This window comes from Aquabacterium sp. (assembly GCF_030652515.1).
GTDB lineage: Bacteria > Pseudomonadota > Gammaproteobacteria > Burkholderiales > Burkholderiaceae_C > Aquabacterium.
Genome location: NZ_JAUSAR010000067.1, coordinates 136037 through 159829 on the forward strand (window position 1 = coordinate 136037; position 23793 = coordinate 159829).

The window sequence follows — 23793 nt, forward strand, 5'->3', positions numbered from 1 at the left end:
CGAAACGAATGAAATTGCCTTTGCATATTCGATTCACAAACTAGACGACCCAATGACCAAAAACTCGAATAATGCGCGCCATTGAAAAAGCCAGCCCGTTGTTGCAACGTGGCTGGCTTGTTATCTTGGGTTGCCTGGATTAGTTCAACCCGGTGCCTGGATCTTGGTCAGCGGGTTCATGGCCTGCAACTGCGACGACGAACTGGTGTGGGTCGACAGGTCGGGCTGGTCACCGCTCCAGCTCGGGTCAGGGATCGAGTCGAACACCTGGCGCAGGCGCTGGCCCCACGAGCTGCGGATCATGCGGAAGTAGGCGTTGGTGTCATCGATGTTGATGACCTTGTCGACCTTCAATGCGTCGGCCTCGTAGACCATCAAATCCAGGGGCAGGCCCACAGACAGGTTGGACTTCAAGGTTGAGTCCATCGAAATCAAGGCGCATTTGGCGGCCTCTTGCAGCGGCGTGTTCGGCGTGACCACGCGGTCGATCACCGGCTTGCCGTATTTCGATTCGCCGATCTGGAAGTAGCAAACGCCATCGATGCCCGCCTCGACAAAATTGCCAGCCGCGTAGACGTTGAACAGGCGCATGGTCTCGCCCTTGATCTGCCCGCCCACGATGAGGTTGCAGTTGAAATCGATGCCATGGTGCTGCAGGGCTTCGGCATCGCGCGCGTAGACCTTGCGGATGGCGCTGCCCACGATGCGGGCCACGTCAAACATCGTCTTGGCATTCCACAAGGTCACGGCCTTGCCATCTGGGCCTTCGATCTGCTCCGAGCCCAACAACTGCTTGACCGCCTGAGTGATGGCCAGGTTGCCAGCCGACAGCATCACGATGACCCGGTCTTCGGGCTGCTCGTAGACGGTCATTTTTCGGAAGGTGCTGATCTGGTCCAGCCCCGCATTGGTGCGCGAGTCGGAGAGGAAAACCAGCCCGGCATTCAGCCGCATGGCAACGCAATAGGTCATGATGAGCTCACGGATTTGAGTCGGTACAAGGCGTCGAGCGCTTCGCGTGGGGTCAGGGTATCAGGATCGATGCTGGCCAGCATGGTCAATGTCTCGGCTTCGGCAGGGGTCAAACCCTCGCCAGCCGATGGTGCCAGCGTCAATCCATCGTGTGCGTCGAGGATCGGATCCGATGCTACCGAGACGGCAAACAGGTCGATCTGGTCATCAGCGTGGCGTTGCTGGGCCTCCAGTGCCTCCAGCGTGGCGCGCGCTTGCCGGATCAGCGCATGCGGCATGCCCGCCAGACGCGCCACTTGCACGCCGTAACTGCGGCTGGCGGGGCCGGGCTGCAGTTCGTGCAAAAACACGATGTCATCGCCGGATTCGGCCACGCCCACGTGCACGTTCATGGCGCGTGGGTGCTTCTCGGGCAATGCTGTCAGTTCGAAATAATGGGTGGCGAACAAGGTGAAGGCCTTGTTCTTGTCGTGCAACTGGCTAGCGATGGCACCGGCCAGGGCCAGGCCGTCGAAGGTGGAGGTCCCCCGGCCGATTTCGTCCATCAGCACCAGCGAATGCTCGGTGGCACCGTGCACGATGGCGGCAGCCTCGGTCATCTCCATCATGAAGGTGGACTGAGCATTGGCCAGGTCGTCGGCTGCGCCGATGCGGGTGTGGATGGCGTCCACCGGGCCCAGTCGGCAACTGGACGCGGGCACGTAGGAGCCCATGGCCGCGAGCAAGGCAATCAGGGCAATCTGACGCATGAAGGTCGATTTGCCGCCCATGTTGGGGCCGGTGATGACCAGCATGCGGTGGTTGGCGTCGAGGCGGCAGTCGTTGGGGATGAAGGTGACGCCGCTGGTTTCCATCAGGCGCGCCTCAACCACCGGGTGGCGGCCCTTTTCGATCTCGATGCAGGGATGGTTGACGAACTCGGGGCGGGTCCAGCCCAGGGTGCCTGCGCGTTCGGCCAGCGCGGCCAGGGCGTCCAGCGAAGCCAAAGCGCGGGCCAGGGCACTGAGGGCGCCGAGGTGCGGCTGCAGGGTGTCCAGCAACTGGTCGTAGAGCCACTTCTCGCGGGCCAAGGAGCGGTCTTGCGCGGACAGGGCCTTGTCTTCAAAAGCTTTCAGCTCGGGTGTGATGAAGCGCTCGGCGTTTTTCAAGGTCTGGCGGCGTTGGTAGTCCAGCGGCACTTTGTCAACCTGGCCCTGCGTGACCTCGATGTAGAAGCCGTGCACCTTGTTGTACTGCACGCGCAGGTTGCCGATGCCGGTGCGGGTGCGCTCGCGCGCTTCCAGATCGAGCAGGAAGGCGTCACAGTTTTGCGAGATGGCGCGAAGCTCGTCAAGGTCCGGATCGACGCCGGTGGCGATGACGCCGCCGTCGCGCAACAGCACGGCAGGGGTCTCGGCCAGGGTGCGTTGCAGGTTCGCGGCGATGGCCGGGTCAGGCTGCAGGGCCGCATGGAGCTTTTGCAGCAGGGCCGAGCAAGCGCCCTCGCCTTGTTGATCAATGCCCGGCACGCGCAGGCGCAATTCGGGCAGCACCAGCAGCGTGTCGCGCAGGCCGGCGAGTTCACGCGGGCGCACCTGGCGCAAAGCCACGCGGGCGGTGATGCGCTCGACATCGCTCAGGCTGCGCAGGGATTCGCGCAGGGGCTCGAAACCTTGCTCCGCCGACACGGGCTGCAGCAGGCAGGCCATGGCATCGTGGCGTTCACGCGCGATGGCGCGGTCGCGCGGCGGGTGCGTCAGCCAATGGCGCAGGGTGCGGCTGCCCATGCCGGTGCGGCAGGTGTCCAGCAGCGACAGCAAGGTGGGCGAGTCTTCACCGCGCAGGGTTTGGGTCAACTCCAGGTTGCGCAGCGTGGCGGGGGGCAACTCCAGCAGGTCGCTGGCTCGGGCCACGTCCAGACTGGCCACGTGGGCCAAGGCCCTGCCCTGGGTGTGTTCGGCATAGCTGAGCAAAGCGGCGGCGGCCGCGTGTGCCAGCGTCAAATCTTGGGCATTGAAGGCTTGCAGGCTGGCCACGCGCAATTGCTCGCAGAGCTTGCGCTGGCCCAGGGCACTGTCGAACTGCCAGGTGGGCCGCGAGGTCAAGGCCGAGCGGGTTTGATTCAGATGCGCTTGCAAGCCAGCGGGAATGCGGTCGCGGTCATACAGCAACTCGGCAGGCTGCAGGCGCGCCAACCAACCAGGCAGCTCGCGCTCGGCGCATTCGCTCAAACCCAGGTTGCCGCTGGACAGGCCCAGCCAGGCCAGGCCACAACGGGCCGGGCCGTTGGCGCGGCCGCGCTTTTCAAGCACCACGGCCACCAGCAGGGCATCGGCGCGTTCTGACAGCAATTCGGTGTCGGTCAGGGTGCCGGGGGTGACCACGCGCACCACCTTGCGCTCGACCGGGCCCTTGCTGGCACCGACCTCGCCCACCTGTTCACAGATGGCCACCGACTCGCCCAGCTTGATCAGCTTGGCCAGATACGTATCGAGCGCACTGACTGGCACACCCGCCATCACGACGGGCTCGCCGCCGGATTGGCCGCGCGTGGTCAGCGTGATGTCGATCAAGCGATTGGCCCTGCGAGCATCGTCAAAGAACAGCTCGTAGAAATCGCCCATTCGGTAGAACAGCAGCGTGTCCGGGTGCTCCGCTTTGAGGCGGAAGTACTGCTGCATCATCGGCGTGTGGCCGCTGAAATCCTTGTGCTCACTCATTGCTCGTTGCCCACCCTGCAAGCCCCACCCCAAGCTGGCGGCGCCTTTCAGCGACGACCAGAACCACCTTCTTCACGCAGGCGGTCAAACGTGCGGGGAGTGGCCTTGATGCGGGTGCGGGTCGGTGCCTCGCCGGTGGGCGTGGTTGCCGCTTGCTTCAAAGCATCAAGCGCGGCATTGCTGCCCGCCTCATCGCCGCCCTCGCCTGCCAGCGCGGCCGCTTCCTTGGCCAACTGCTCGGGAATCGTGCTGTAAGGCGACAGGATCTTGACCAGTTGGCCATAGATGCGCGGGCTGCCGGCCAGCACTTCGCGGCGGTACAAGAAGTCAGACTCGCCGGTGAAGTTGCCGATCAGGCCACCAGCCTCGGTGACGATCAACGCGCCCGCGGCGGCGTCCCAGGGGCTCAAGCCCGTTTCAAAGAAGCCGTCATACCAGCCAGCGGCCACGTAGCAAAGATCCAGCGATGCAGCGCCCGGGCGGCGCACGCCAGCGCAGGCTGCCATCACCTCTTCGAACATTTTCAGGTAGCGCTGGAAGTTGTCCCCCTTGCGGAACGGAAAGCCCGTGCCGATCAGGCAGTCGAGCAAGCGCGTGCGCTTGGACACGCGCAGGCGGCGGTCATTCAGGAAGGCGCCCCGGCCCTTGGAGGCGTAGAACATGTCGTTGCGGCTAGGGTCATAAACCACGGCCTGCTGGATCTGGCCACGGAAGCTCAGCGCGATCGACACGGCGTACATGGGCAGGCCGTGGATGAAGTTGGTGGTGCCATCAAGGGGATCGATGATCCAGACGTACTCGCTGTCCTTGGCGCCGAACTCGCTGCCCGATTCTTCGGCCAAGATGCCGTGGCCGGGATACGCTTCAAGGAGCGTGGAGATGATCGCGTGCTCTGCGGCCTGGTCCACCTCGGTGACGAAGTCGTTGTGCGACTTGGACGTGACCGTGAGGCGCTCCACATCGAGCGATGCCCGGTTGATGATCGCCCCGGCTGCACGGGCAGCTTTGATGGCGATGTTGAGCATGGGATGCAGGGCTTGGGACATGGACAGACCTTGGGAACCGTACAAAAAAAGATGGACGCCACCTGTCCAGCAAAACCGGATAGGCCAACGGCAAGAGACGCGCAGCGATGATCAAAGAACGAGGGACAATCCTCCATTGTAACGATCCCTCCCGCTTTTTGCACCCCCTCTTCAAGCGAAATCCCCATTGAATGAAGGACTTGGTGCACGTTCTTGAAGCCATGAATTCAATCCCCGACCGCTCTGATCCCACCCGATTCATCTTGATCGGCACCAGCCACCCCGGCAATGTGGGGGCCACGGCGCGGGCCATGAAGGTGATGGGCTTCTCTGACCTGGTGCTGGTGCGCCCACGTTTTGCCGATGTGCTGATCCAGGAGGAAACCGTGGCTCTGGCCAGTGGCGCGGCCGACATCCTGGTACGGGCCAAGGTGGTCGACACTTTGGCCCAAGCGCTGGACGGCGTCACCTTTGCCATCGGCACCGCCATGACGCCGCGCGACTTCGGCCCGCCCACCTTGACCCCGCGTGAGGGCTTTGCAGCTTTGGCCGCCAACACGCCAGCCCACCGACTTGGCCTGGTTTTTGGCAGTGAGCGCCACGGCCTGTCCAACGAAGACGCCTACCGATGCCACGCCGTGATGAGCATCCCCACCAACCCCCATTACGGCTCGCTGAACCTGGCGCAAGCGGTGCAACTGCTGTCCTACGAGTGGCGGCAGGCGCTGGGCGGTTTTGGCGTCAGCGCGCGCACGCCCGATCCTGAATTGGCCGATGGCGCTGCCGTGCAGGGGCTGCTTTCGCATTGGGAAAAAGCCCTCGTCCACCTGGGCTTCCTGGACCCAGCGGCACCCAAAAAGCTGATGCCTCGCCTTAACCAGTTGTTCAACCGCGCCCAGGTTCGGCAAGAAGAGATCCACATCCTGCGCGGCGTGGCCAAGGCCATGCTGGACAGCACACCGCCCACGCATTCGCTAAACTCACCAGCTTCATCGGATAAGTCATAACAACCACACCCCATGCTCTTTTCCCGCCTGCGAGAAGACATCGCCTGCATCCTTGAACGCGATCCCGCCGCTCGCACGGCGTGGGAGGTGCTGACCTGCTACCCCGGTTTGCACGCCTTGGCCATGCACCGCTCGGCCCATTGGTGCTGGACGCATGGCCTGAAATGGCTGGGGCGCTTCGTGTCCAACTACAACCGATTCCTCACGGGGGTTGAGATCCACCCCGGGGCCACCATCGGCCGACGCGTGTTCATCGACCACGGCATGGGCGTGGTGGTGGGCGAAACCGCCGAGATTGGTGATGACTGCACCATTTACCAGGGCGTGACCTTGGGCGGCACTTCGCTCAGCAAAGGTGCCAAACGCCACCCCACGCTGGGCAAAGGCGTGATCATCGGCGCCAACGCCCAGGTTCTGGGTGGATTCACCGTGGGCGACGGCGCCCGTGTGGGTTCCAACGCCGTGGTGACCAAACCGGTGCCTCCAGGTGCCACGGCCGTGGGCAATCCGGCCCGCATCATCGTGGCCAAGGCGGCGGTGCTGGACGCCAAACAAGCAGAACGCGAGGCCCTGGCCGCCCGTCTGGGTTTTTCGGCCTACGGCGTGACCGAAGGCGACGACCCCCTGTCCCAGGCCATGCGCGGCCTGATCGACCATGCCTCCGGGCACGAGCACCAGATCACGCTGATCTGGCGCGCCATTGAAAAACTGGCCTTTGAGGCCAAGACCGACGCCGCCCGCGACTGCCTGCCCTGCGATGCGCAAACCACCGAGCAGTTCAACGCCGAAGAGCTCAATCGCCTGGTGAAGTGAGCCACAGGCCACCCAGGCCTCATTCAATTTCCGGCCCAGCCCGCCGATATACCGCACGGCCCTGCTGAAAATATGGGCTGGCATGGGCTTCGCTTCAACGCGCACTGGCACGCCCGCCGATCACCAACATGTCAGGGGCCCAGCAGTGAGCGCATGTCGCACCATCCGCCAGAAATTCCTCGGGGCTGACACGGCCCCGCAGGACATTCACGACTGGCGGGATCGGCTGCTGACGGCCATTTTGATGGTGGCGCTCGTGATGGGCTCCCTCACCGCCGTGCCCAGCATCTTCCAGGCCTGGAAAGAAGGCCAGACTGCCATCGCGGTGGTTGATTTCCTGGCCTTGGCCTGGGTCGTGTTCATTTGGCGCAAGCGAGGGCTGAGCTTCCATTTCCGGGCCTGGAGCCTGTTGATGGTGCTCTACGCGGTGGGCCTGGTGTTGCTGGTCACCATCGGGCCGGTCAGCCAGATCTACCTGATGGCCTTCCCGGTGATGGCGGCCTTGCTGCTGGGTTTGCGCGGCGCCTTGTTCGCCTTGGCCCTGGATGGACTGACCCTGCTCATCGTCGGCCACCTGGCCAATGCCGATTTCCAGTTGCCTGGATTCCAAGGTCAATCCTTGACCAAGTGGGCCGTCATCACGGCCAACTTCATGTTCGTCTCATCCCTGATCGCCATTTCTTGCGCGACGCTGCTTCAGGGGCTGGAGAAATCGCTCGACCGGGTGAAGAAAGACGCCGCCGCGCGCGAATTGTCAGAAGCCGCGCTGCGCGCCAGCGATGTCCGCTGGAAACTCGCGCTGGAGAGCACCGGCGATGGCGTGTGGGACTGCGACCTGAAACTCCGCAAGATCATCTTCTCGGAGCGCTTCAAGGAGATGTGCGGCTACGAGCCTGACGAGTTGCCGGAAGACATCGATGCGCTGGACCAACACATTCACCCCGAAGACCTGCCACGCCAGCAGGAAGACCGGCAGGCGCACCTGGAAGGCCTCACCCCCACCTACGCCAATGAACACCGTGTTCGCTGCAAGGATGGCAGCTGGAAATGGTTCCTGACCCGTGGCCTGGTGATCGGCCGGGATGAGCACGGCAAGCCATTGCGCATGATCGGCACCCACACCGACATCACCAGCCGCAAGCAATCGGAGGCCTTGATCTGGCAGCAGGCCAACTACGACGGGCTGACCGGCCTGCCCAACCGCGAGATGCTGCGCGACCGCCTGGAACAGGACATCAAGAAGTGCAAGCGCGATGGGCAGTCCGTGGCCGTGATGTTCATCGATCTGGACCACTTCAAAGAGGTGAACGACACCCTGGGCCATGACCATGGGGACCTGCTCCTGGTGGAGGCGGCGCACCGCATCCGCCATTGCGTGCGCGAGTCCGACACCGTGGCACGGCTGGGTGGCGACGAGTTCACCGTCGTGCTGCCCGAGCTGGACAAGCTGCCCCGGGTGGAGCAGATCGCGCAGGACATCATCGCCGTCCTGGCCGAAGTCTTCCAACTGGGCCTTGAACGCGCCTACGTGTCGGCCAGCATCGGCATCACCTTCTACCCCGACGACGCCACCGACATCGAAGACCTGTTCAAGCAAGCTGACCAGGCCATGTACGTGGCCAAGGATGCAGGCCGCAGCCGCTTCAGCTACTTCACCCCATCTCTGCAGGAAGCCGCGCAAACGCGTGTGCGCCTGACCAACGACCTGCGCCAGGCCTTGACCGACCAGCAATTCAGGGTGTTCTACCAACCTATCGTCGAGTTGAAAACCGGCCGGGTCCACAAGGCCGAAGCCCTGATCCGCTGGCAGCATCCCACGCGCGGCCTGGTCAGCCCGGCCATCTTCATCCCCATTGCCGAATCCAGCGGGCTGATCAACGAGATCGGCGACTGGGTGTTCCGCGAGTCCGCCGCGCAAGTCAAGCATTGGCGGGGGCAGTATCAGCCGGACTTCCAGATCAGCGTCAACAAATCGCCGGTTCAGTTCCGCAGTGAAGACAACACCTTGCAAGCGTGGTTGCAACACCTGCGCGAACTGGGCCTGCCGGGCCAGAGCATGGTGGTGGAGATCACCGAAGGGCTGCTGCTGGAGGCCAACGCCGAGGTGAGCGGCCAACTGAACGACTTGCGCCAGGCCGGCATCGGCGTGTCGCTGGATGACTTTGGCACGGGCTATTCATCGCTGTCTTACTTGCAAAAATTCGACATCGACTTCCTGAAGATCGACCAGACCTTCGTGCGCGGCCTGGCGCCCGCCTCCAAGAACCTGGCGCTGTGCAAGGCCATCATCGTGATGGCGCACGAGCTGGGCATGCTGGTGGTGGCCGAAGGCGTGGAAACCGCCGAACAGCGCGCCCTGCTGACCGAGGCGGGCTGCGACTACGGCCAGGGCTACCACTTCGCCAAGCCCATGCCCGCCGAAGACTTTGAGGGCTGGTATTCAGTCAGGCAACTGGCGCTCACGGCCTGATAAGATCCCGCCACAAAACAATGCTCGGGAGGAGCAAGTTGGTGCACAAAGCTTGATGTCGCTCGACACGCTCTACACCGCCGAAACGCCAGAGGGCATCGCCCTGTCCTTGCGACCCGCAGGGGTGATGTCCCGTTCCCTGGCCTACTTGATCGATGCCGGCATCCGCCTGGTGATCTTTTTCATCGCGGCCATGATCGCCCGCCCGATGGGGGGCGTGGGTTCGGCCTTCCTGATGATCTTGTACTTCGCGCTGGAGTGGTTCTACCCGGTCGTTTTTGAGCTGACCAGATCGGGGGCCACGCCCGGCAAACGCATGATGGGCCTGCACGTGGTGATGGACTCGGGCCTGCCCATCACTCCGGCCGCATCGATCACCCGCAACCTGCTGCGCGCGGCCGATTTCCTGCCCATGGGCTACGCCGCCGGCATGCTCTCCATGCTCACCCGGCGCGATTTCAAACGCCTGGGCGACCTGGCGGCGGGCACCTTGGTGGCCTACCACCAGACAGTGCAACTGCATGGCGTGCCGCCACCGGCCCCGGCCATGCCGCCCGCCCGACAACTCTCGCCCAAAGAGCAGGCCGCCATCGTGTCGTGGGCTGGCCGCTCCGCGCGCCTGACACCTGCCCGGCTGAACGAACTGGCCCTGATCGCCGCCTCGGTGACCCGGCCAGACGGTGGGGTGAACGCGCGCGGTGAGCACGATGCCACCCGGCGACTGCTGGGCGTGGCGCAGTGGCTGCTGGGCCACCGCCCGGGAGGCGGCTCGCCATGACGCCCTTGCAGTTTGAAAAGAGCCACTCAGCCACCTGGGCCGAACTGGAAACCCTGCTGGACCGCCTGGACGGCCTCAGGCAAGTCAAGAAGCCGAAACGCGGCGAGCCTGCCTTGCCCCCCGTGGACGGGGCGCGAATGACCGCGCTTTACCGGCGCAGTTGCGAACACCTGGCCTTGGCCCAGGCGCGCGCCTACCCCATCCACCTGACCCAGCGCCTTGAAACCCTGACCCAGCGCGGGCATCGCCTCATCTACCGTCAGCATGACTACGGTTTGGCACGCCTCAAGCAACTGGTGCTGGTCGACTTTCCGCAAAGCGTGCGGGGCCACCGCTGGTATCTGTTGGCGGCCACCTTGTTGTTCCTGGTGCCGATGCTGGCCATTGGCTGGGCCACCTACCGCGATCCTGGCTTTGTGCTGCACCTGATGGACGCCGACGAGGTTCAGAATTTCGACAGCATGTATGGCGACAGCGACCGCTCCATCGGCCAACAGCGGCGCGCCTCCACCGACTGGCAGATGTTCGGCTACTACATCCAGCACAACATCGGCATCGGCTTTCAGTGCTTTGCCAGTGGGCTGTTCTGGGGCCTGGGCAGCGTGTTCTACCTGGTCTTCAACGGGCAATCCATCGGTGCGGTGGCCGGTTACCTCACCGCGCGCGGCTACACCGAAACCTTCTACTCTTTCGTGGTCACCCACTCGGCGTTCGAGCTCACGGCCATCGTGCTGTCGGGTGCGGCGGGCCTGCGGCTGGGCCATGCCCTGCTCTCGCCCGGGCGCCGCACGCGCCTTGAATCGCTCAAGCACGCGGCCAAAGACGCCATCACCGTGGTCTATGGCGTGATGGGCATGCTGCTGATCGCCGCTGCCGTTGAGGCCTTCTGGTCGTCTGCCCGCTGGGTGGCGCCCGGCGTCAAGTATGGCGTGGGTGCCGCGTGCTGGGCCCTGGTGATCGCCTACCTGGGCTGGCAAGGCCGCCCCGCCAGGAGCTCGCATGCGGATTGACGCGCTGACGGTCGAGCTTCGCCCCCGCAGCATGTCCGAGGCCTCGGACCTGGGGGTGCTCATGGTCCAGACGCATGCGCGCTCGGTGTGGCGAACCTGCGCGCCAGTGTTTGGCATGACCATGCTGCTGGCCCTTTCAACGGTCGAGATCGCGCCCTGGCTGCCCGGCCTGCTCATTTTCTGGCTCAAGCCCTGGCTGGACCGCAGTGTGCTGTTCGTGCTGTCGCGCGCCTTGTTCGGCCAATCCACCACCTTCGCCGATTTGTGGCGTGCGCGTTCCAGCGTCTGGTGGCAGCAGTTGCCGCGCACCCTGACGTTCCGGCGGCTGTCGCCCTGGAGGGCCTTCACCCAGCCCATCTACCAGTTGGAGGGGCAATCCGGCAAGGCCCTGCGCCAACGAAGCTCGCAGTTGCTGTCCGGCCAGCGCTGGGACGCCAGCCTGATGCACACCATTTTTGCCACCATCGAGATGGTCCTGAACATCGGCTTGGTCGGCGTGGTGATCTGGCTGGCCCCCAATGGCGGAGGGCTGGGATTTTTCCAATGGCTGACCAGCGCCGACCACCTGGTGACGTCCTTGCTGGGCACCCTGGCCTACGCCACCGTGGTGTTCGCGCTGGAGCCGTTCTACGTGGCGTCCGGTTTCGCCATGTACCTCAACCGCCGCGTCGAACTGGAAGCCTGGGACGTTGAGCAGGAGTTCCGACGTGCGTTCAGTGCTTGAGGTGATGAAAAAGGCCTGCCGCATCACCTTCCTGGTCCTGGCGCTGTGCGCCGGTCCGGCCTTGGCTTGGGCGCAATCTGCACCCACGCCCTCGCGCGAAGAAGTGCAATCCGCCCGCGACCAGGTTCGCAAGGATCCCAACCTGGGCGGTACCCGCCAGTCACAAACCCTGCGCTTCAAGGACATGGACGACTGGAAGCCCAAGCCTTCGAAGAGCGAGCCGCCGCCCATGTGGTTAGTCGGCATGGCGCGCTGGATCGCGGATGCCGGCCGCTTGGTGATCTGGGCGCTGGGCGCGGTGGCCGTGGCGCTCTTCCTGGTCGGGCTGCGCCACTGGATTCGGGTGCGCGCCGAAGTGGCCAGCGTCAAAACTTTGAAGTTGCCCAGCCACGTTCGCGAGTTGGACATCCGGCCTGAAAGCCTGCCCGACCAGATTGGCGCCACCGCCCGCGACTGTTGGCTGCGTGGCGAGCACCATGCGGCGCTTTCGCTGTTGTACCGAGGCGCCTTGTCCAGGTTGGTTCACGACCACGCCGTGCCGATCCGCGCCGCCAGCACCGAAGGTGAATGCGTGCAATTGGCCGCGCGCCGCCTCTCTCAAGATCGCAGCGCCTTCTTTGCACGACTGGTGAGCGCCTGGCAGCTCACGGTTTATGGTGCCCGCATGCCAGAGTCCGACAGCGTGCTGGCCCTGTGCGCCGACTTCGACACCCACCTTGGGTCATCAGCAAAGCCCCCCACGCCGGAGGCAGCCAAGTGAAGTTCGACCACTTGCTGAAAGCACTGCTGGTGGCCTTGCTGCTGGCCGCAGGTGCCTGGATCGCCACGCGCACCGAGTGGGTCGATGAGGCCGTGCCCACGCCACCCAAAGGCGAGGCATTGACCAACGAGCTGTACGCCACCCAGCAGTTGGTGCGCCAGCTGGGCGCCAAGGTGGTCAAGCCCAAACAGCTGTCCACCATGCCGCCGCGCGGGGCCACGCTGCTGCTCAGTTCCTGGCACTGGGATTTGTTTCCCGAGCGCGAGCGCTTGCTGCGCGCCTGGGTGCACGGCGGCGGGCAGCTCGTCATCCACGCCGACATGCTCTACAACGATCGCCTTCAAGCCTGGCTGCCCGTGCAGCGCGTGGACGACGAAGATGAAGATGCCGACGAGCAGGAAGACGAAACGCCGCCAGCCACTGGCAGCCAAGCCAGGGCACCCGCCTCCACGCCATCAGTGGCTCAAAGGCGCAAGGTCCTTGAATGCGACCAGGTCATTGAACCTGAGGGCGTGAAACCGGCCTACAGCGACCGCCGCGGGTACAAACTCTGCGGTGGCCACGGCTACCCAAGGATCAAGGCGCCTGCACAGGTTCAATGGGCCATCGAAGGCCCACTTGGGCACGACATGGTGCGCATGCCCCTTGGCCAAGGCAGCGTCACCGTCATCACCAGCCAACGCTTGTTCCTCAACAGCCATGTGCTCGAAGGCGACAACGCCTTGCTGGCCATGGCCGCCTTGCAGGCGCGCCGGGGTACCGAGGTCTGGTTCGTGTCTGAAGAGGCCCGCCCACCCTTGCTGACATGGCTGTGGACCCAAGGCTGGGTGGCGGTGCTGCTGAGCCTGTTGGCCCTGTCTGCAGCCTTGTGGCGCGGCGCCATCCGCTTTGGCCCCCTGTCGGCACGCTCGGTGCCCGGCCGCCGCTCCATCGCGGAGCAAATCAAGGGCACCGCACAATTCCTCAAGCACCACGGTGCCGATGCACTGCACGCAGCCCAGGTCCGCGCCCTGGACGAGACCGCGCAAAACCACCTTCGCGACTACGCCCGGCTGGAGCGCGGCGCACGCGCCAAAGCCATTGCCAAAGCCACCGGCCTGGACGCCGACGCCCTGTCACGCGCCCTGGACCGCAAGCTCAAACGATCTCCCCGCGAACTGCCGCCCACGCTCGAATTGCTCGAGACCGCTCGCCGACGCCTCAAGCCCCCACCTCCTCCATCCAGCCGATGAGAACCCGACATGCCAATCAAACCTGAAGACCTCACTCGCGCCGCCGAACTGCTCAATGGCCTGCGCACCGAATTGTCCAAGGCCGTGGTGGGCCAGCGCGAAGCCGTGGACCAGACCCTGGTGGCCCTGGTCGCCTCGGGCCACGTCCTGATCGAAGGCGTGCCGGGCCTGGGCAAGACCCTGCTGGCCCGCACCCTGGCCAAGGCCATGACCTTGAAGTACGCGCGGGTGCAATTCACCCCCGACCTGATGCCCTCCGACATCACCGGCCACTCGGTGTTCGATGCCGCAGCGCGCGGTGAATCCGCCAATGGCATTGGCGCCTTGCGGGTTCACCGCGGCCCCGTGTTCACCAACCTGCTGCTGGCTGATGAGATCAACCGCGCACCCGCCAAAACGCAAAGTGCCCTGCTGGAGGTCATGCAGGAATACCAGGTCACGCTGGAAGGCCAGACGCTCAAGCTGCCACGCCCCTTCATGGTCCTCGCCACGCAAAACCCCATTGACACCGAAGGCACTTACCCCCTGCCCGAGGCCCAGCTCGATCGTTTCCTGTTCAAGATCGACATCGGCTACCCGACGCACGAAGAGGAAACCGCCATCATCCGGCGCGCCACCGAGCGCCAGATCGGCGACCAACTCTCGCTCGACGGCATCGAGCCTCGCCTGGACGAACGCCTGGTGCTGACCTTGCAGGAGATGGCATCCCTGGTGCGCACCGACGAGCGCGTGGCCGACTACGCCGTGCGCATCATGCGGGCCACGCGCCAATGGCCAGGTCTTTTATCAGGCGCCGGCCCACGCGGCGCGATTGCCCTGGTGCGCGCGGCCCGGGCTTCGGCCTTGCTGCAAGCGCGCGATTTCGTCACGCCCGACGACATCAAAGGCCACGTGCTGCCCGCCCTGCGCCACCGCGTCATGCTGGCCCCGGATGCCCAACTGGAAGGCCGCCAAGTGGACGAGTTGTTGAGCGATGCGCTCGACAGCGTCGAGGCCCCTCGCCTTTGACCTGGCCCTGCCGATGCGCCGGACCTTGATCCCCAGTCGCCGCGCGGTCGTCGCGCTGACGGTGTTCGCCGTGGCCAGTGCCTGCGCATTGGTGGCCGGCCTGCCGCTGGCCGCCGTAGGGATGGCCTCGGCTGTGCTGCTGGCCATGGGCGCAGCCTGGGCAGGCCTGGACCTGTGGCGCAGCGAACAAGCCTGGCGTCAATCGCCCCTGCGCATCGAACGCACCCTGCCCCATGCCCTGGCACTGGGCGTTCCCCGTGTGCTCAGCCTCACCCTGGTCAACGAAGGCCGCCGAAGCTGGCAAGTGGCCGTGTTCGACGAAGTCGATCCCAAGCTCGAGTTTCAAGGCCTGCCGCAATCCGTGAGCGTGCCTGCCGCCAGCCGGGTGGACATCCATTACACCGTCACGCCCCGGCAACGCGGCATCGTGCATTTCGGTGCCACCCAGGTGCGCATGCAAACGCTGGGCGGCAGCTTTGAGACCCTGCGCCAACTCGGCCATGCACAAAGCCTGCACGTCTACCCCAACTTCGCCGCAGTAGCGGGCTACGCGTGGCTGGCCGGTGATCGCCGCCTGGCGCAAATCGGCATCAAGACCTACGCCCAACGCGGCATGGGCACCGACTTCAAACAACTGACCGACTACAAGGTGGGCGACCCCATCCGCCACATCGACTGGAAAGCCACCATGCGCCATGGCCGCCCCATCGTGCGCGAGTTCCAGGACGAGCGCGACCAGTGCGTCATCTTCTTGCTGGACTGTGGGCGCCGCATGCGCGCCGATGAAGGCACCGTCAGCACCGATGGCAGCCACTTCGACCAGGCCCTCAACGCGCTGATGCTGATGAGCTACGTGGCCTTGAAAGACGGCGACGAGGTCGGGGCCATGACCTTTGGCACGGCCCCCGGCCAGCAACGCCACTTCGCGCCTCGCAAGGGCTCGTCCACGCTCAACGCCCTGATGGCCCGCCTGCACGACATCGAACCCGATGCCACGCATTCCGACTACCTGCTGGCTGCGCAAGACCTGCTGCGCGTGCAGCACAAGCGCGCCCTGGTCGTGCTGTTGACCAACTTCCGGGACGAGGATTCCGCTGAACTGCAGCCCGCCCTAAAACTGCTGCGCGCGCGCCACCTGGTGCTGGTGGCCAGCCTGCGCGAGCGCGTGCTCCGCGAAGTGGCCGAACAAGCCATCGAGAAACCCGGCCAGGCCATCGAGGTGGCGGGCGCCCATTGGTTCGAGCAAGCCAGGCGCGATGCGTTTCGGCGTGTCGTGGGGCTGGATGCCCTGTCCGTGGATGTGGAGCCGGGCCAACTGGCCGTGGCCCTGGTCAACCGTTACCACGCGGTCAAACGCTCAGGCCTGTTGTGATGGCCAAGGCATTGAACTGATTTTTTTCAACCCCAAGGAGGACGATGATGAGTGTTGCCAATCCCTACCAACCACCCCGCGCCAATGTGGCCGATGTTCGAAGCTCGTCGGCAGGCTATCAGCCGATCAAACTGTGGTCCAGCAAAGGACGCGTCAGCCGCCTGCAATACCTGGGCTACCTGATGGGCGGTTACCTGCTGCTCATCCTGGGCGCAGCCCTTATGGGCTTCATCGCCGCCGCAGCCGGCATGGACAAGTCCGCGGGCGCGCTGGGCGTGATCGCGGCCATCCCCTACATCGTCTTTTCCATCCTGATGGCCATCCAGCGTGCGCACGACATGGACTGGTCGGGCTGGACCAGCCTGCTCGCCCTCATTCCATTCGTGGCACTGGTATGGCTATTCAAAGCGGGCACGCCGGGCGAAAACCGCTTCGGCGCACCACCGCCACCCAACACCACCAAGGTCAAGATCCTCGCTCTGCTGCTGCCCATCATTGGCATCATCGGCATCGTGGCCGCCATTGCATTGCCGGCTTATCAGGGCTATGTGCTGAAATCCAAAGGCGCTCAGCCCTCTTACCAGCCACCAGCACCCTGACCCGCGTTGAAGGGCTCAGGTCGTCAGCACAGTCCGCTGTGCTGACTTCGGCCTGAAAGCCACGCACACATGGGCGTCGGTCTCGATGTAAGGCCCGCCAATCAGGTCAATGCAATACGGCACCGCCGCGAAAATGCCGGGGACCACCGAGCGGCCCTCGGCATCACGCAGCCCTTCCAGCGTTTCGGCGATTGACTTGGGCTGCCCTGGCAAATTCAAGATCAAAGCCTGCTGGCGGATCACCGCCGTCTGCCTCGACAAGATCGCGGTCGGCACAAAACGCAGGCTGATCTGGCGCATCTGCTCGCCAAAGCCCGGCATTTCCTTGTCGGCCACGTCCAGCGTGGCTTCGGGCGTCACATCGCGCGGCGCCGGACCGGTGCCGCCCGTGGTCAACACCAGGTGGCAACCCGCCACATCCACCAACTCGCGCAAAGCGGCCGCAATGCCTTGGCGCTCATCGGGGATCAGGCGGGGCACCCAGGTGATCGGGTTGCGCACCGCGCGCCCCAACCAGTCCTGCAAGGCGGGCAAGCCTTTGTCCTCGTAGACGCCCGTGCTGGCACGGTCGGAGATCGACACCACGCCAATGCGGACCTCATCCAGGCCGGTGGAAGTCAGCTCGCTCACGCTTCAGTCCTCGCCTTCGCCCTCGTCCAGCAGCTCATCGCCCTCATCGGTGCGCGTCTGCCCTTCCAGGGCCTGCTTGATGAACTGGAACAGCTCGCGGAAGCCCCGCCCACTGCGGTTCTCGGGGGCAGCGGCAAAGTCCTTGCGGGCATTGCGGATCAGCGCGCGCAATTTCTGCACGTCGGATTGCGGGTACTCGGCGACCCAGCGCGTCAGCGCGTTGTCATCGGCCACCAGTTCGGCACGCCAACGCTCCGAATCGTGCAGCGCCAATGCATTGCGTGCGTGACCCAACTGAAACGAGGCCACGGCCTCCTTGATGGGCTCGGCATCGACGCCACGCAGCAATTTGCCGACGTATTGCATCTGCCGACGCTTGCCCTCAAAGGACTTGGTGCGCTTGTAATCGTCGATCGCGTCGCTCAGCAATTCGGGCAGGCCGATGTCCGCCAGGCGGTCCTTGGGCATCGTCACCAAGGCTTCGCCCAAGGTCTGCAGCTCATGGCTGTCCCTTTTTAGCTGCGATTTGCTGGGCCGCCGATAGCCGTTTTCATCGACTTCGTCGTCGTCGGAAGGGGGAAACTGTTCTGAATTCATGTGGTCGCTATGATACGAGGTCAACCCCCTCACCGACGCGAACCGCATACATGGCCGCCAACAAATCCTCCAAGTCTTCTTCCAACGCCAAGCAACCCGACCTGTCCGGCTTCGCCTATTCGCGCGATCAGTTCCAGCAATTGATCGAAGACGCCTTGAGCCTGGCCCAGAAGCTGGGGGCTTCTGACGCCGCCGCCGAGGTCTCCGAAGGCATGGGCCTGTCGGTGTCGGTGCGCAAGGGCAAGCTTGAAAACGTCGAGCGCAACCGCGACAAATCCATCGGCATCTCGGTCTACCTGGGCCAACGCCGGGGCAACGCCAGCACCTCTGACTTCTCACCCGCCGCGCTTGAGCAAACCGTTCGCGCCGCCTACGACATCGCCCGCTTCACCGCCGAAGACCCGGCCGCCGGCCTGCCCGATGCCGAAGACCTGGCCACCGGTCGCGCCGCCAAGCGCGACCTGGACCTGTTCCACCCCTGGTCCATCGACGCAGCTCAGGCCGCCGAACTGGCCCGCCGCTGCGAAGACGCCGCCTTGACGGTCGACCCGCGCATCACCAACTCCGAAGGCGGTGGCGTGTCGGCCCAGCAATCGCACTTCCTGGCCGGCAACACGCGCGGTTTCCGGGGCGGTTACGCCAGCTCACGCCACTCGCTGTCGGTCTCGCCCATCGCTGGCCGTGGCAACGACATGCAGCGCGACTTCTGGTACTCATCAGAGCGCGATGCTCGTGACCTGGCGCGCCCCGAAGTCATCGGCCGCTATGCCGCCGAACGCGCCCTGGCCCGACTCAAATCCCGCAAGATCGCCACCTGCGAAGTGCCAGTGCTGTTCGAATCGCCCCTGGCCGCCGGCCTGCTGGGCGCCTACGTACAAGCCACCAGCGGTGGCGCGCTGTACCGCAAGTCCACCTTTTTGCTCGACAGCCTGGGCACGCAGGTGCTGCCCAAGCACATCAACATCCTGGAAGATCCCCACATCCTCAAGGGCAAAGGCAGTGCCCCTTTCGATGACGAAGGCGTGCTGACCCGCAAGCACCACGTGCTCAAGAACGGTGTGGTGCAAAGCTATTTCCTGTCGAGCTACTCGGCGCGCAAGCTGGGCATGAAGACCACCGGCCACGCGGGCGGATCGCAGAATCTGATCCTGCAAAGCCGCCTGACCGACCCCAAGGACAACCTCAAGGCCATGATCAAGAAGCTGCACCGCGGTTTGTTGGTGACCGAGCTGATGGGCCAAGGCGTGAACTACGTGACAGGCGACTACTCGCGCGGCGCGGCCGGCTACTGGGTCGAGAACGGCAAGATCGCCTACCCGGTCGAAGAGATCACCATCGCCGGCCACCTGGGCGAGATGTTCAAGCAGATCGTGGCCGTGGGCGCCGACGAGTACACCTACGGCAGCAAGACCGTGGGCTCCATCCTCATCGAGAAGATGAAAATCGCCGGGCATTGATGCCTGTCGATTGACGCCAGTGGGCAACGCGGGAAAGCCCCTGCCCTCATGCAGTCCCCGTGCTGGTGAAGCACTCCTAGAATGTCCGAATTCAAGCCCCGCTTGAACTTCGGACCATTCCCAGGAGACCCGCCATGCAAAGACGTTCCTTCATCAACCGCGCTGGCCTGGCCGGTGTACTGGCGGCTGGCGCCGCCCCCGCCATCGTTCGCGCCGAGCCCAGCGTGCGCTGGCGCCTCGCCTCCAGCTTTCCCAAATCGCTGGACACCATTTTTGGTGCCGCCGAAGTCTTCACCAAAAAGATCAGCGAGATGTCGGGCGGCAAGTTCGTCATCTCGGTGCACGCTGGCGGCGAGCTGATGCCGGCGTTCAGCGTGGTCGACGGCGTGCAGAACGCCACGGTCGAAATGGCCCACACCGCGCCCTACTACTTTGTCGGTAAGGACGAAACCTTCGCCATCGGCAGCGCCATCCCCTTCGGACTGAACTCGCGCCAGATGAGCGCCTGGATGTACGAAGGCAATGGCCTCAAGCTCATGCGCGAGTTCTACGCTCAGTACAACATCATCAACTTCCCCGGTGGCAACACCGGCGCACAAATGGGCGGCTGGTACCGCAAGCCGATCAAGTCCCTGGAAGACATGAAGGGCCTGAAGATGCGCATTGGCGGCTTTGCCGGCAAGGTCATTGAACGCATGGGCGCCATCCCCCAAAACCTGCCGGGCGGTGAGATCTACCAGGCACTTGAAAAAGGCACCATCGACGCCGCCGAGTGGGTCGGCCCCTACGATGACCAGAAGCTGGGCTTCCAGAAGGTGGCGCCCTTTTACCACTACCCCGGCTGGTGGGAAGGTGGCCCACAACTGGACTTCTTCATCAACAACAAGGCCTTCAATGCCTTGCCGTCCGAGTACAAAGCCATGATCGAAGCGGCCGCCTCGCATGCCCACGTGGAGATGCAAGCCAGGTACGACGCCGCCAATCCGCTGGCGCTCAAGCAATTGGTCGCGGCCAAGGCTCAACTGGTGCAGATGCCCAAGTCGGTCATGGACGGTGCCTTCAAGGCCTCGATGGAGATCTACAGCGAGTTGAACGCCAAGAACAAGAACTGGGCCAAGGTTTACGCCGACTACGCCAAGTTCCGCGCCGACCAGAACCTGTGGTTCCGCTTCACCGAGGCCACGTTCGACCGCTACATGCAGGCCGCCAAGCTGTGACTTGAGCGACGGGCCGGGTGAGCCCGGGCGTCCTGTTCAAGGCGCCTGGTCACCCGACTTCTGCAAGGCGTCGTTCACGGCCTTGTTCAGGTCTTCTTCAGGCGGCACCTCGGGCATGGGCAAGCCTTCTTCAGGCACCGCCGAGGCCAGATCATCCATCGGCGCCGACAGATCAAGCGGCATGTCGATCTGAATGTTGTCCACATCGACCACCGCTTCCTTGTCCAGCCAGTAGGTGACGGACTCCGGCCAGAAAATCACCACGGCCACCAGCATCAGCTGCATCACCACCCAGGGGATCGCTCCGAGGTAAATGTCGCGCGACAAAATCGGTTTGACGATGGCCCCGCTCTTGTAGATCTGATCAGCGATGCCCCGCAGGTAGAACAGCGCAAAGCCGAACGGCGGGTGCATGAAGCTGGTTTGCATGTTCACGCACAGCAGCACCCCGAACCACACCAGGTCGATGCCCAGCTTCTCGGCCACCGGCGCCAGCAGCGGGATGATGATGAAGGCAATCTCGAAGAAATCGAGGAAGAAGGCCAGGAAGAACACGAAAATGTTCACCGCGATCAGGAAGCCCAGCGGACCACCCGGCAGGTGCGCCAGCATGTCCTCGACCCAGCGGTTGCCATCCAGCCCCTGGAACACCAGCGAGAACACGCTGGAGCCCACCAGGATGAAGATGACCATGGCCGTGACGCGCATGGTGCTGTCCATGGCCTGCCAGAGCAGACTCACCGTCAGGCGCTTGTTGATGGCGGCCAGCACAATGGCGCCCAGGGCGCCCAGAGCGCCAGCTTCGGTCGGTGTGGCCAGCCCCATGAAGATCGTGCCCAGCACCATGAAGATCAGCACGACAGAGGGCACCATGCCCCACAGCACCTTCTTCCACAGCCCCCAGCCTCGCTGCAGGCGGGCCTCTTCCGGCAAAGGTGGCACCAGCTTTGGATAGAAGAACGCAATCAGGGCCGTGTAGGCCAGGAACATGCCGGTCTGCATCAACGAGGGGCCAATGGCGCCCTTGTACATGTCGCCCACCGAACGGCCCAACTGGTCGGCCAGCACCACCAGCACCAGGGATGGCGGGATCAACTGCGTGATCGTGCCCGAGGCGGCGATCACGCCGGTGGCGTAGCGCATGCTGTAGCCATAGCGCACCATGATCGGCAGCGAGATCACGCCCATGGCGATGACGCTGGCGGCCACCGTGCCTGTGATGGCACCGAGGATGGCACCCACGATGATCACCGCAAAGCCCAGACCGCCAGGCCGGCGGCCGAACAATTGCCCGGTGCCCTCCAGCAGATCTTCGGCCAAGCCACAGCGCTCCAGCACCGCGCCCATGAAGGTGAAAAACGGGATGGACAGCAGCAGCTCGTTGGACACGATGCCAAACAGCCGCAACGGCAGGTTGCCCATGAACTCGATGGGCAAAATGCCCAAGGCCACGGCACCGTAGCCAAAGGCCAACCCCAACCCAGCCAGCGAAAACGCCACCGGGAAACCGAAGAGCATGACCAGCACCAGCGCGCCAAACATCAATGGCGCCATGTGTTCCAGAGTGATCACTGCAACGGTCTTTCGTAGTGGGTGTCCATGTTGTAGGTGCCACGCAAGTAGCCCACGCGCTTGATGATCTCCGACACCGCCTGCAGGGCCAGCAGCGCAAAACCCAAGGGAATCATGGCTTTGATCGGCCAGCGCAACAGCCCACCCGCGCTGGGTGAAACCTCTTGCTGCACGTAGGAATCGTGGACCATGTGGATGCTGAGCCAGCCAGTGATCACGCACACCGGCAACAGCACCAGCAGCAGGCCCAGCAGGTCAATCCAGGCCCGCGTGCGTGGCGCGCGAGACCCGTAGATCACATCGACCCGCACGTGCTCATTGAGCTTGAGCAGCGCAGGCGCCCCCAGGAACACCGCCGCGCCAAACAGGTACCACTGGGCCTCCAGCCAGGCATTGGAGCCCAGGTTGAAGGTGTAGCGGATCAAGGCATTGCCCGCGCTGAGGGCGCAGGCCAGCACCAGCATCCAGGCGGCCAATTGCCCCAGCCGCACCGACAAGGCATCCACCGCGCGAACAAAGATGTGACTCACCGGACCCATGGCCTGGTGCGCCCTCAACCCAGCGCCACAGCCTGGCTGAACAAACGCGAGGAACGCGCCCCGCTGCGGCAGAACATCAAGGTCGGGCGCGGCAAGGTTTTGAGCAGCTGGGCGGCTTGCGCGATTTCTTCGGGCGACTGGTAGCCGCCCTGCACCGGCAGGTAGGCGTAAGCCAGGCCAGCGGCCTTGGCGGCGGCTTCGATGGCGCTGGTGGTGGGCTGGTCAGGGCCGCCCTCAAAATCAGGGCGGTTGTTGACCACGCTCTTGAAACCAGCGGCGGCCACGGCGGCCATGGCTTCGGGCGTCAACTGAGGTGCCACGCAAACGTCGTCGCTCACGGGCTGGATCGGCAAGTTGTCAGACATCAATGTTCCCCTTGGTTGGAAATTCAGCCGGCCAACGCGGCTTTGACGGCGGCGGACACCAGGCCCATGTCGGCCTTGCCAGCCAGGCGCTGCTTGACCGCACCCATGACTTTACCCATGTCGCCAGGGCCCGAAGCGCCCAGCTCGGTGACGATGGCCTTGACCTCGGCAGTCACTTCGTCGGCAGACAGGCGCTGGGGCAGGTAGGCCTCCAGCACACCGATCTCGAAGGCTTCCTTGTCGGCCAGGTCGACCCGGCCAGCGGCCTGGAATTGCTGGTGAGAATCCTTGCGCTGCTTGAGGAGCTTGTCGACGATGGCGACCGTGGCGGCGTCGTCCAGCGTGATGCGCTCGTCGACTTCCTTTTGCTTCATGGCAGCCAGCAACATGCGGATGGCGCCCAGGCGTTCAGCCTCTTTGGCGCGCATGGCGCTCTTCATGTCTTCGGTGATCCGGTCTTTCAAGCTCATGGCTGGCTCCTCGTCTAGTTCAGAAACAACAAAGCCCGCATGGGCGTCCCCGCGCGGGCTTGTTCAGTCAACGACCGTGGGAAGCGTTAGCCACCGCAAGCAGTCGGACAGAGAAACTGTGCTTAGTACAGCTTCTTGGGCAGCTGCATGCTGCGCACGCGCTTGTAGTGGCGCTTGACGGCGGCTGCCTTCTTGCGCTTGCGTTCAGCGGTGGGCTTTTCGTAGAACTCACGGGCGCGCAGTTCGGTCAGCAAGCCGAGCTTTTCAATGGTGCGCTTGAAGCGGCGCAGAGCCACGTCGAACGGCTCGTTTTCCTTGACACGGATGGTCGTCATTGATCAATCACTTTCAGTATGAATGCATTCACAGGGCCAACGTGCGCTTTTAAAAGACCACAAAGGCAAACCACCCGGGCCAGGGCCCGTTCCCAGTTTCCGCGGAGGAAACGGGCATGCCCCACGGGGATTGCCATTGCCG

At 64.1% G+C, this 23793-nt stretch carries 23 protein-coding genes; 13 read left to right on the forward strand and 10 right to left on the reverse strand.

Features of this window, described 5'->3' with window-relative positions; genetic code table 11:
• Positions 1-144 precede the first annotated feature (144 nt).
• The 3 genes from Q7V20_RS08540 to Q7V20_RS08550 are packed head-to-tail and all read right to left on the reverse strand — an operon-like array spanning position 145 to position 4717.
• Positions 145-972, reverse strand: coding sequence for a proteasome-type protease (locus Q7V20_RS08540; protein ID WP_304789173.1), 828 nt, complete (start codon positions 970-972; stop codon positions 145-147).
• Positions 969-3671 (reverse strand): DNA mismatch repair protein MutS, encoded by a 2703-nt coding sequence (mutS, locus tag Q7V20_RS08545; protein ID WP_304789176.1) that lies wholly within the window; start codon positions 3669-3671, stop codon positions 969-971. The genes Q7V20_RS08540 and mutS overlap by 4 nt, the downstream gene beginning before the upstream one ends.
• A gap of 47 nt (positions 3672-3718) precedes the next feature.
• Positions 3719-4717 carry an inositol monophosphatase family protein gene (locus Q7V20_RS08550; RefSeq protein WP_304789178.1) on the reverse strand — a complete coding sequence of 333 codons (999 nt, stop codon included), beginning with the start codon at positions 4715-4717 and terminating at the stop codon, positions 3719-3721.
• Positions 4718-4917: 200 nt separating this feature from the next.
• Here Q7V20_RS08550 and Q7V20_RS08555 point away from each other — a divergent pair, with 200 nt between their 5' ends.
• The 11 genes from Q7V20_RS08555 (at position 4918) to Q7V20_RS08605 (ending at position 16469) form a co-directional block, all read left to right on the forward strand.
• Positions 4918-5703, forward strand: coding sequence for an RNA methyltransferase (locus Q7V20_RS08555; RefSeq protein ID WP_304789181.1), 786 nt, complete (start codon positions 4918-4920; stop codon positions 5701-5703).
• A 12-nt stretch (positions 5704-5715) separates the two neighbouring features.
• Positions 5716-6516: a serine O-acetyltransferase gene (gene cysE, locus Q7V20_RS08560; protein WP_304789184.1), complete on the forward strand. Its 801-nt coding sequence runs from the start codon at positions 5716-5718 to the stop codon at positions 6514-6516.
• A 145-nt stretch (positions 6517-6661) separates the two neighbouring features.
• Entirely contained in the window at positions 6662-8986 is a 2325-nt protein-coding gene (locus Q7V20_RS08565; protein WP_304789186.1) for a bifunctional diguanylate cyclase/phosphodiesterase, read from the forward strand.
• A gap of 55 nt (positions 8987-9041) precedes the next feature.
• On the forward strand, positions 9042-9764 hold the full coding sequence (locus Q7V20_RS08570; protein ID WP_304789189.1) for an RDD family protein: 723 nt from the start codon (positions 9042-9044) through the stop codon (positions 9762-9764).
• Complete coding sequence (locus tag Q7V20_RS08575) at positions 9761-10774, forward strand: stage II sporulation protein M (protein WP_304789193.1); 1014 nt, start codon at positions 9761-9763, stop codon at positions 10772-10774. Before Q7V20_RS08570 ends, Q7V20_RS08575 begins: the two co-directional genes overlap by 4 nt.
• A complete protein-coding gene (locus Q7V20_RS08580; RefSeq protein ID WP_304789196.1) occupies positions 10764-11498 on the forward strand; it encodes a hypothetical protein in 735 nt (244 codons plus the stop codon). The genes Q7V20_RS08575 and Q7V20_RS08580 overlap by 11 nt, the downstream gene beginning before the upstream one ends.
• Positions 11482-12258, forward strand: a complete 777-nt coding sequence (locus Q7V20_RS08585; protein ID WP_304789199.1) for a DUF4129 domain-containing protein — start codon at positions 11482-11484, stop codon at positions 12256-12258. Before Q7V20_RS08580 ends, Q7V20_RS08585 begins: the two co-directional genes overlap by 17 nt.
• Positions 12255-13490 carry a DUF4350 domain-containing protein gene (locus Q7V20_RS08590; RefSeq protein ID WP_304789202.1) on the forward strand — a complete coding sequence of 412 codons (1236 nt, stop codon included), beginning with the start codon at positions 12255-12257 and terminating at the stop codon, positions 13488-13490. The genes Q7V20_RS08585 and Q7V20_RS08590 overlap by 4 nt, the downstream gene beginning before the upstream one ends.
• A 9-nt stretch (positions 13491-13499) precedes the next feature.
• On the forward strand, positions 13500-14498 hold the full coding sequence (locus Q7V20_RS08595; RefSeq protein ID WP_304789204.1) for a MoxR family ATPase: 999 nt from the start codon (positions 13500-13502) through the stop codon (positions 14496-14498).
• A gap of 13 nt (positions 14499-14511) precedes the next feature.
• A complete protein-coding gene (locus Q7V20_RS08600; RefSeq protein WP_304789207.1) occupies positions 14512-15870 on the forward strand; it encodes a DUF58 domain-containing protein in 1359 nt (452 codons plus the stop codon).
• A 47-nt stretch (positions 15871-15917) separates the two neighbouring features.
• Positions 15918-16469 carry a DUF805 domain-containing protein gene (locus Q7V20_RS08605; RefSeq protein WP_304789210.1) on the forward strand — a complete coding sequence of 184 codons (552 nt, stop codon included), beginning with the start codon at positions 15918-15920 and terminating at the stop codon, positions 16467-16469.
• A 15-nt stretch (positions 16470-16484) separates the two neighbouring features.
• Here Q7V20_RS08605 and mog read toward each other — a convergent pair whose 3' ends face one another.
• The gene (gene mog / locus Q7V20_RS08610) at positions 16485-17090 is read right to left on the reverse strand and encodes a molybdopterin adenylyltransferase (protein ID WP_370652429.1); all 606 of its coding nucleotides are present in this window, start codon (positions 17088-17090) and stop codon (positions 16485-16487) included.
• Positions 17091-17102: 12 nt separating this feature from the next.
• Positions 17103-17696 carry a ribosome biogenesis factor YjgA gene (gene yjgA, locus Q7V20_RS08615; RefSeq protein WP_304789215.1) on the reverse strand — a complete coding sequence of 198 codons (594 nt, stop codon included), beginning with the start codon at positions 17694-17696 and terminating at the stop codon, positions 17103-17105.
• A gap of 50 nt (positions 17697-17746) precedes the next feature.
• Here yjgA and pmbA point away from each other — a divergent pair, with 50 nt between their 5' ends.
• Together pmbA and Q7V20_RS08625 are read left to right on the forward strand one after the other, a co-directional pair.
• Positions 17747-19153: a metalloprotease PmbA gene (gene pmbA / locus Q7V20_RS08620; RefSeq protein WP_304789218.1), complete on the forward strand. Its 1407-nt coding sequence runs from the start codon at positions 17747-17749 to the stop codon at positions 19151-19153.
• A gap of 134 nt (positions 19154-19287) precedes the next feature.
• Positions 19288-20370, forward strand: coding sequence for a TRAP transporter substrate-binding protein (locus Q7V20_RS08625; RefSeq protein ID WP_304789220.1), 1083 nt, complete (start codon positions 19288-19290; stop codon positions 20368-20370).
• A 36-nt stretch (positions 20371-20406) separates the two neighbouring features.
• On the opposite strand, the gene Q7V20_RS08630 is transcribed toward Q7V20_RS08625, so the two are convergent.
• From Q7V20_RS08630 to rpsU, 5 genes are all read right to left on the reverse strand, one after another.
• On the reverse strand, positions 20407-21939 hold the full coding sequence (locus Q7V20_RS08630; RefSeq protein ID WP_304789296.1) for a TRAP transporter large permease subunit: 1533 nt from the start codon (positions 21937-21939) through the stop codon (positions 20407-20409).
• Positions 21939-22481, reverse strand: a complete 543-nt coding sequence (locus tag Q7V20_RS08635) for a TRAP transporter small permease subunit (protein WP_304789222.1) — start codon at positions 22479-22481, stop codon at positions 21939-21941. The genes Q7V20_RS08630 and Q7V20_RS08635 overlap by 1 nt, the downstream gene beginning before the upstream one ends.
• 14 nt (positions 22482-22495) lie before the next feature.
• Positions 22496-22846, reverse strand: coding sequence for a TIGR01244 family sulfur transferase (locus Q7V20_RS08640; RefSeq protein ID WP_304789225.1), 351 nt, complete (start codon positions 22844-22846; stop codon positions 22496-22498).
• A gap of 23 nt (positions 22847-22869) precedes the next feature.
• Positions 22870-23316 (reverse strand): GatB/YqeY domain-containing protein, encoded by a 447-nt coding sequence (locus Q7V20_RS08645; RefSeq protein ID WP_304789228.1) that lies wholly within the window; start codon positions 23314-23316, stop codon positions 22870-22872.
• Positions 23317-23438: 122 nt separating this feature from the next.
• Positions 23439-23651, reverse strand: a complete 213-nt coding sequence (gene rpsU / locus Q7V20_RS08650; protein ID WP_012346814.1) for a 30S ribosomal protein S21 — start codon at positions 23649-23651, stop codon at positions 23439-23441.
• Positions 23652-23793 lie beyond the last annotated feature (142 nt).

Bases quoted from the DNA above. Each gene is read 5' to 3' on its own strand.
- Q7V20_RS08540 (WP_304789173.1), bottom strand. From the start codon at position 972: ATGACCTATTGCGTTGCCATGCGGCTGAATGCCGGGCTGGTTTTCCTC.
- mutS (WP_304789176.1), bottom strand. From the start codon at position 3,671: ATGAGTGAGCACAAGGATTTCAGCGGCCACACGCCGATGATGCAGCAG.
- Q7V20_RS08550 (WP_304789178.1), bottom strand. From the start codon at position 4,717: ATGTCCCAAGCCCTGCATCCCATGCTCAACATCGCCATCAAAGCTGCC.
- Q7V20_RS08555 (WP_304789181.1), top strand. From the start codon at position 4,918: ATGAATTCAATCCCCGACCGCTCTGATCCCACCCGATTCATCTTGATC.
- cysE (WP_304789184.1), top strand. From the start codon at position 5,716: ATGCTCTTTTCCCGCCTGCGAGAAGACATCGCCTGCATCCTTGAACGC.
- Q7V20_RS08570 (WP_304789189.1), top strand. From the start codon at position 9,042: ATGTCGCTCGACACGCTCTACACCGCCGAAACGCCAGAGGGCATCGCC.
- Q7V20_RS08575 (WP_304789193.1), top strand. From the start codon at position 9,761: ATGACGCCCTTGCAGTTTGAAAAGAGCCACTCAGCCACCTGGGCCGAA.
- Q7V20_RS08580 (WP_304789196.1), top strand. From the start codon at position 10,764: ATGCGGATTGACGCGCTGACGGTCGAGCTTCGCCCCCGCAGCATGTCC.
- Q7V20_RS08595 (WP_304789204.1), top strand. From the start codon at position 13,500: ATGCCAATCAAACCTGAAGACCTCACTCGCGCCGCCGAACTGCTCAAT.
- Q7V20_RS08600 (WP_304789207.1), top strand. From the start codon at position 14,512: ATGCGCCGGACCTTGATCCCCAGTCGCCGCGCGGTCGTCGCGCTGACG.
- Q7V20_RS08605 (WP_304789210.1), top strand. From the start codon at position 15,918: ATGAGTGTTGCCAATCCCTACCAACCACCCCGCGCCAATGTGGCCGAT.
- yjgA (WP_304789215.1), bottom strand. From the start codon at position 17,696: ATGAATTCAGAACAGTTTCCCCCTTCCGACGACGACGAAGTCGATGAA.
- pmbA (WP_304789218.1), top strand. From the start codon at position 17,747: ATGGCCGCCAACAAATCCTCCAAGTCTTCTTCCAACGCCAAGCAACCC.
- Q7V20_RS08625 (WP_304789220.1), top strand. From the start codon at position 19,288: ATGCAAAGACGTTCCTTCATCAACCGCGCTGGCCTGGCCGGTGTACTG.
- Q7V20_RS08635 (WP_304789222.1), bottom strand. From the start codon at position 22,481: ATGGGTCCGGTGAGTCACATCTTTGTTCGCGCGGTGGATGCCTTGTCG.
- Q7V20_RS08640 (WP_304789225.1), bottom strand. From the start codon at position 22,846: ATGTCTGACAACTTGCCGATCCAGCCCGTGAGCGACGACGTTTGCGTG.
- Q7V20_RS08645 (WP_304789228.1), bottom strand. From the start codon at position 23,316: ATGAGCTTGAAAGACCGGATCACCGAAGACATGAAGAGCGCCATGCGC.
- rpsU (WP_012346814.1), bottom strand. From the start codon at position 23,651: ATGACGACCATCCGTGTCAAGGAAAACGAGCCGTTCGACGTGGCTCTG.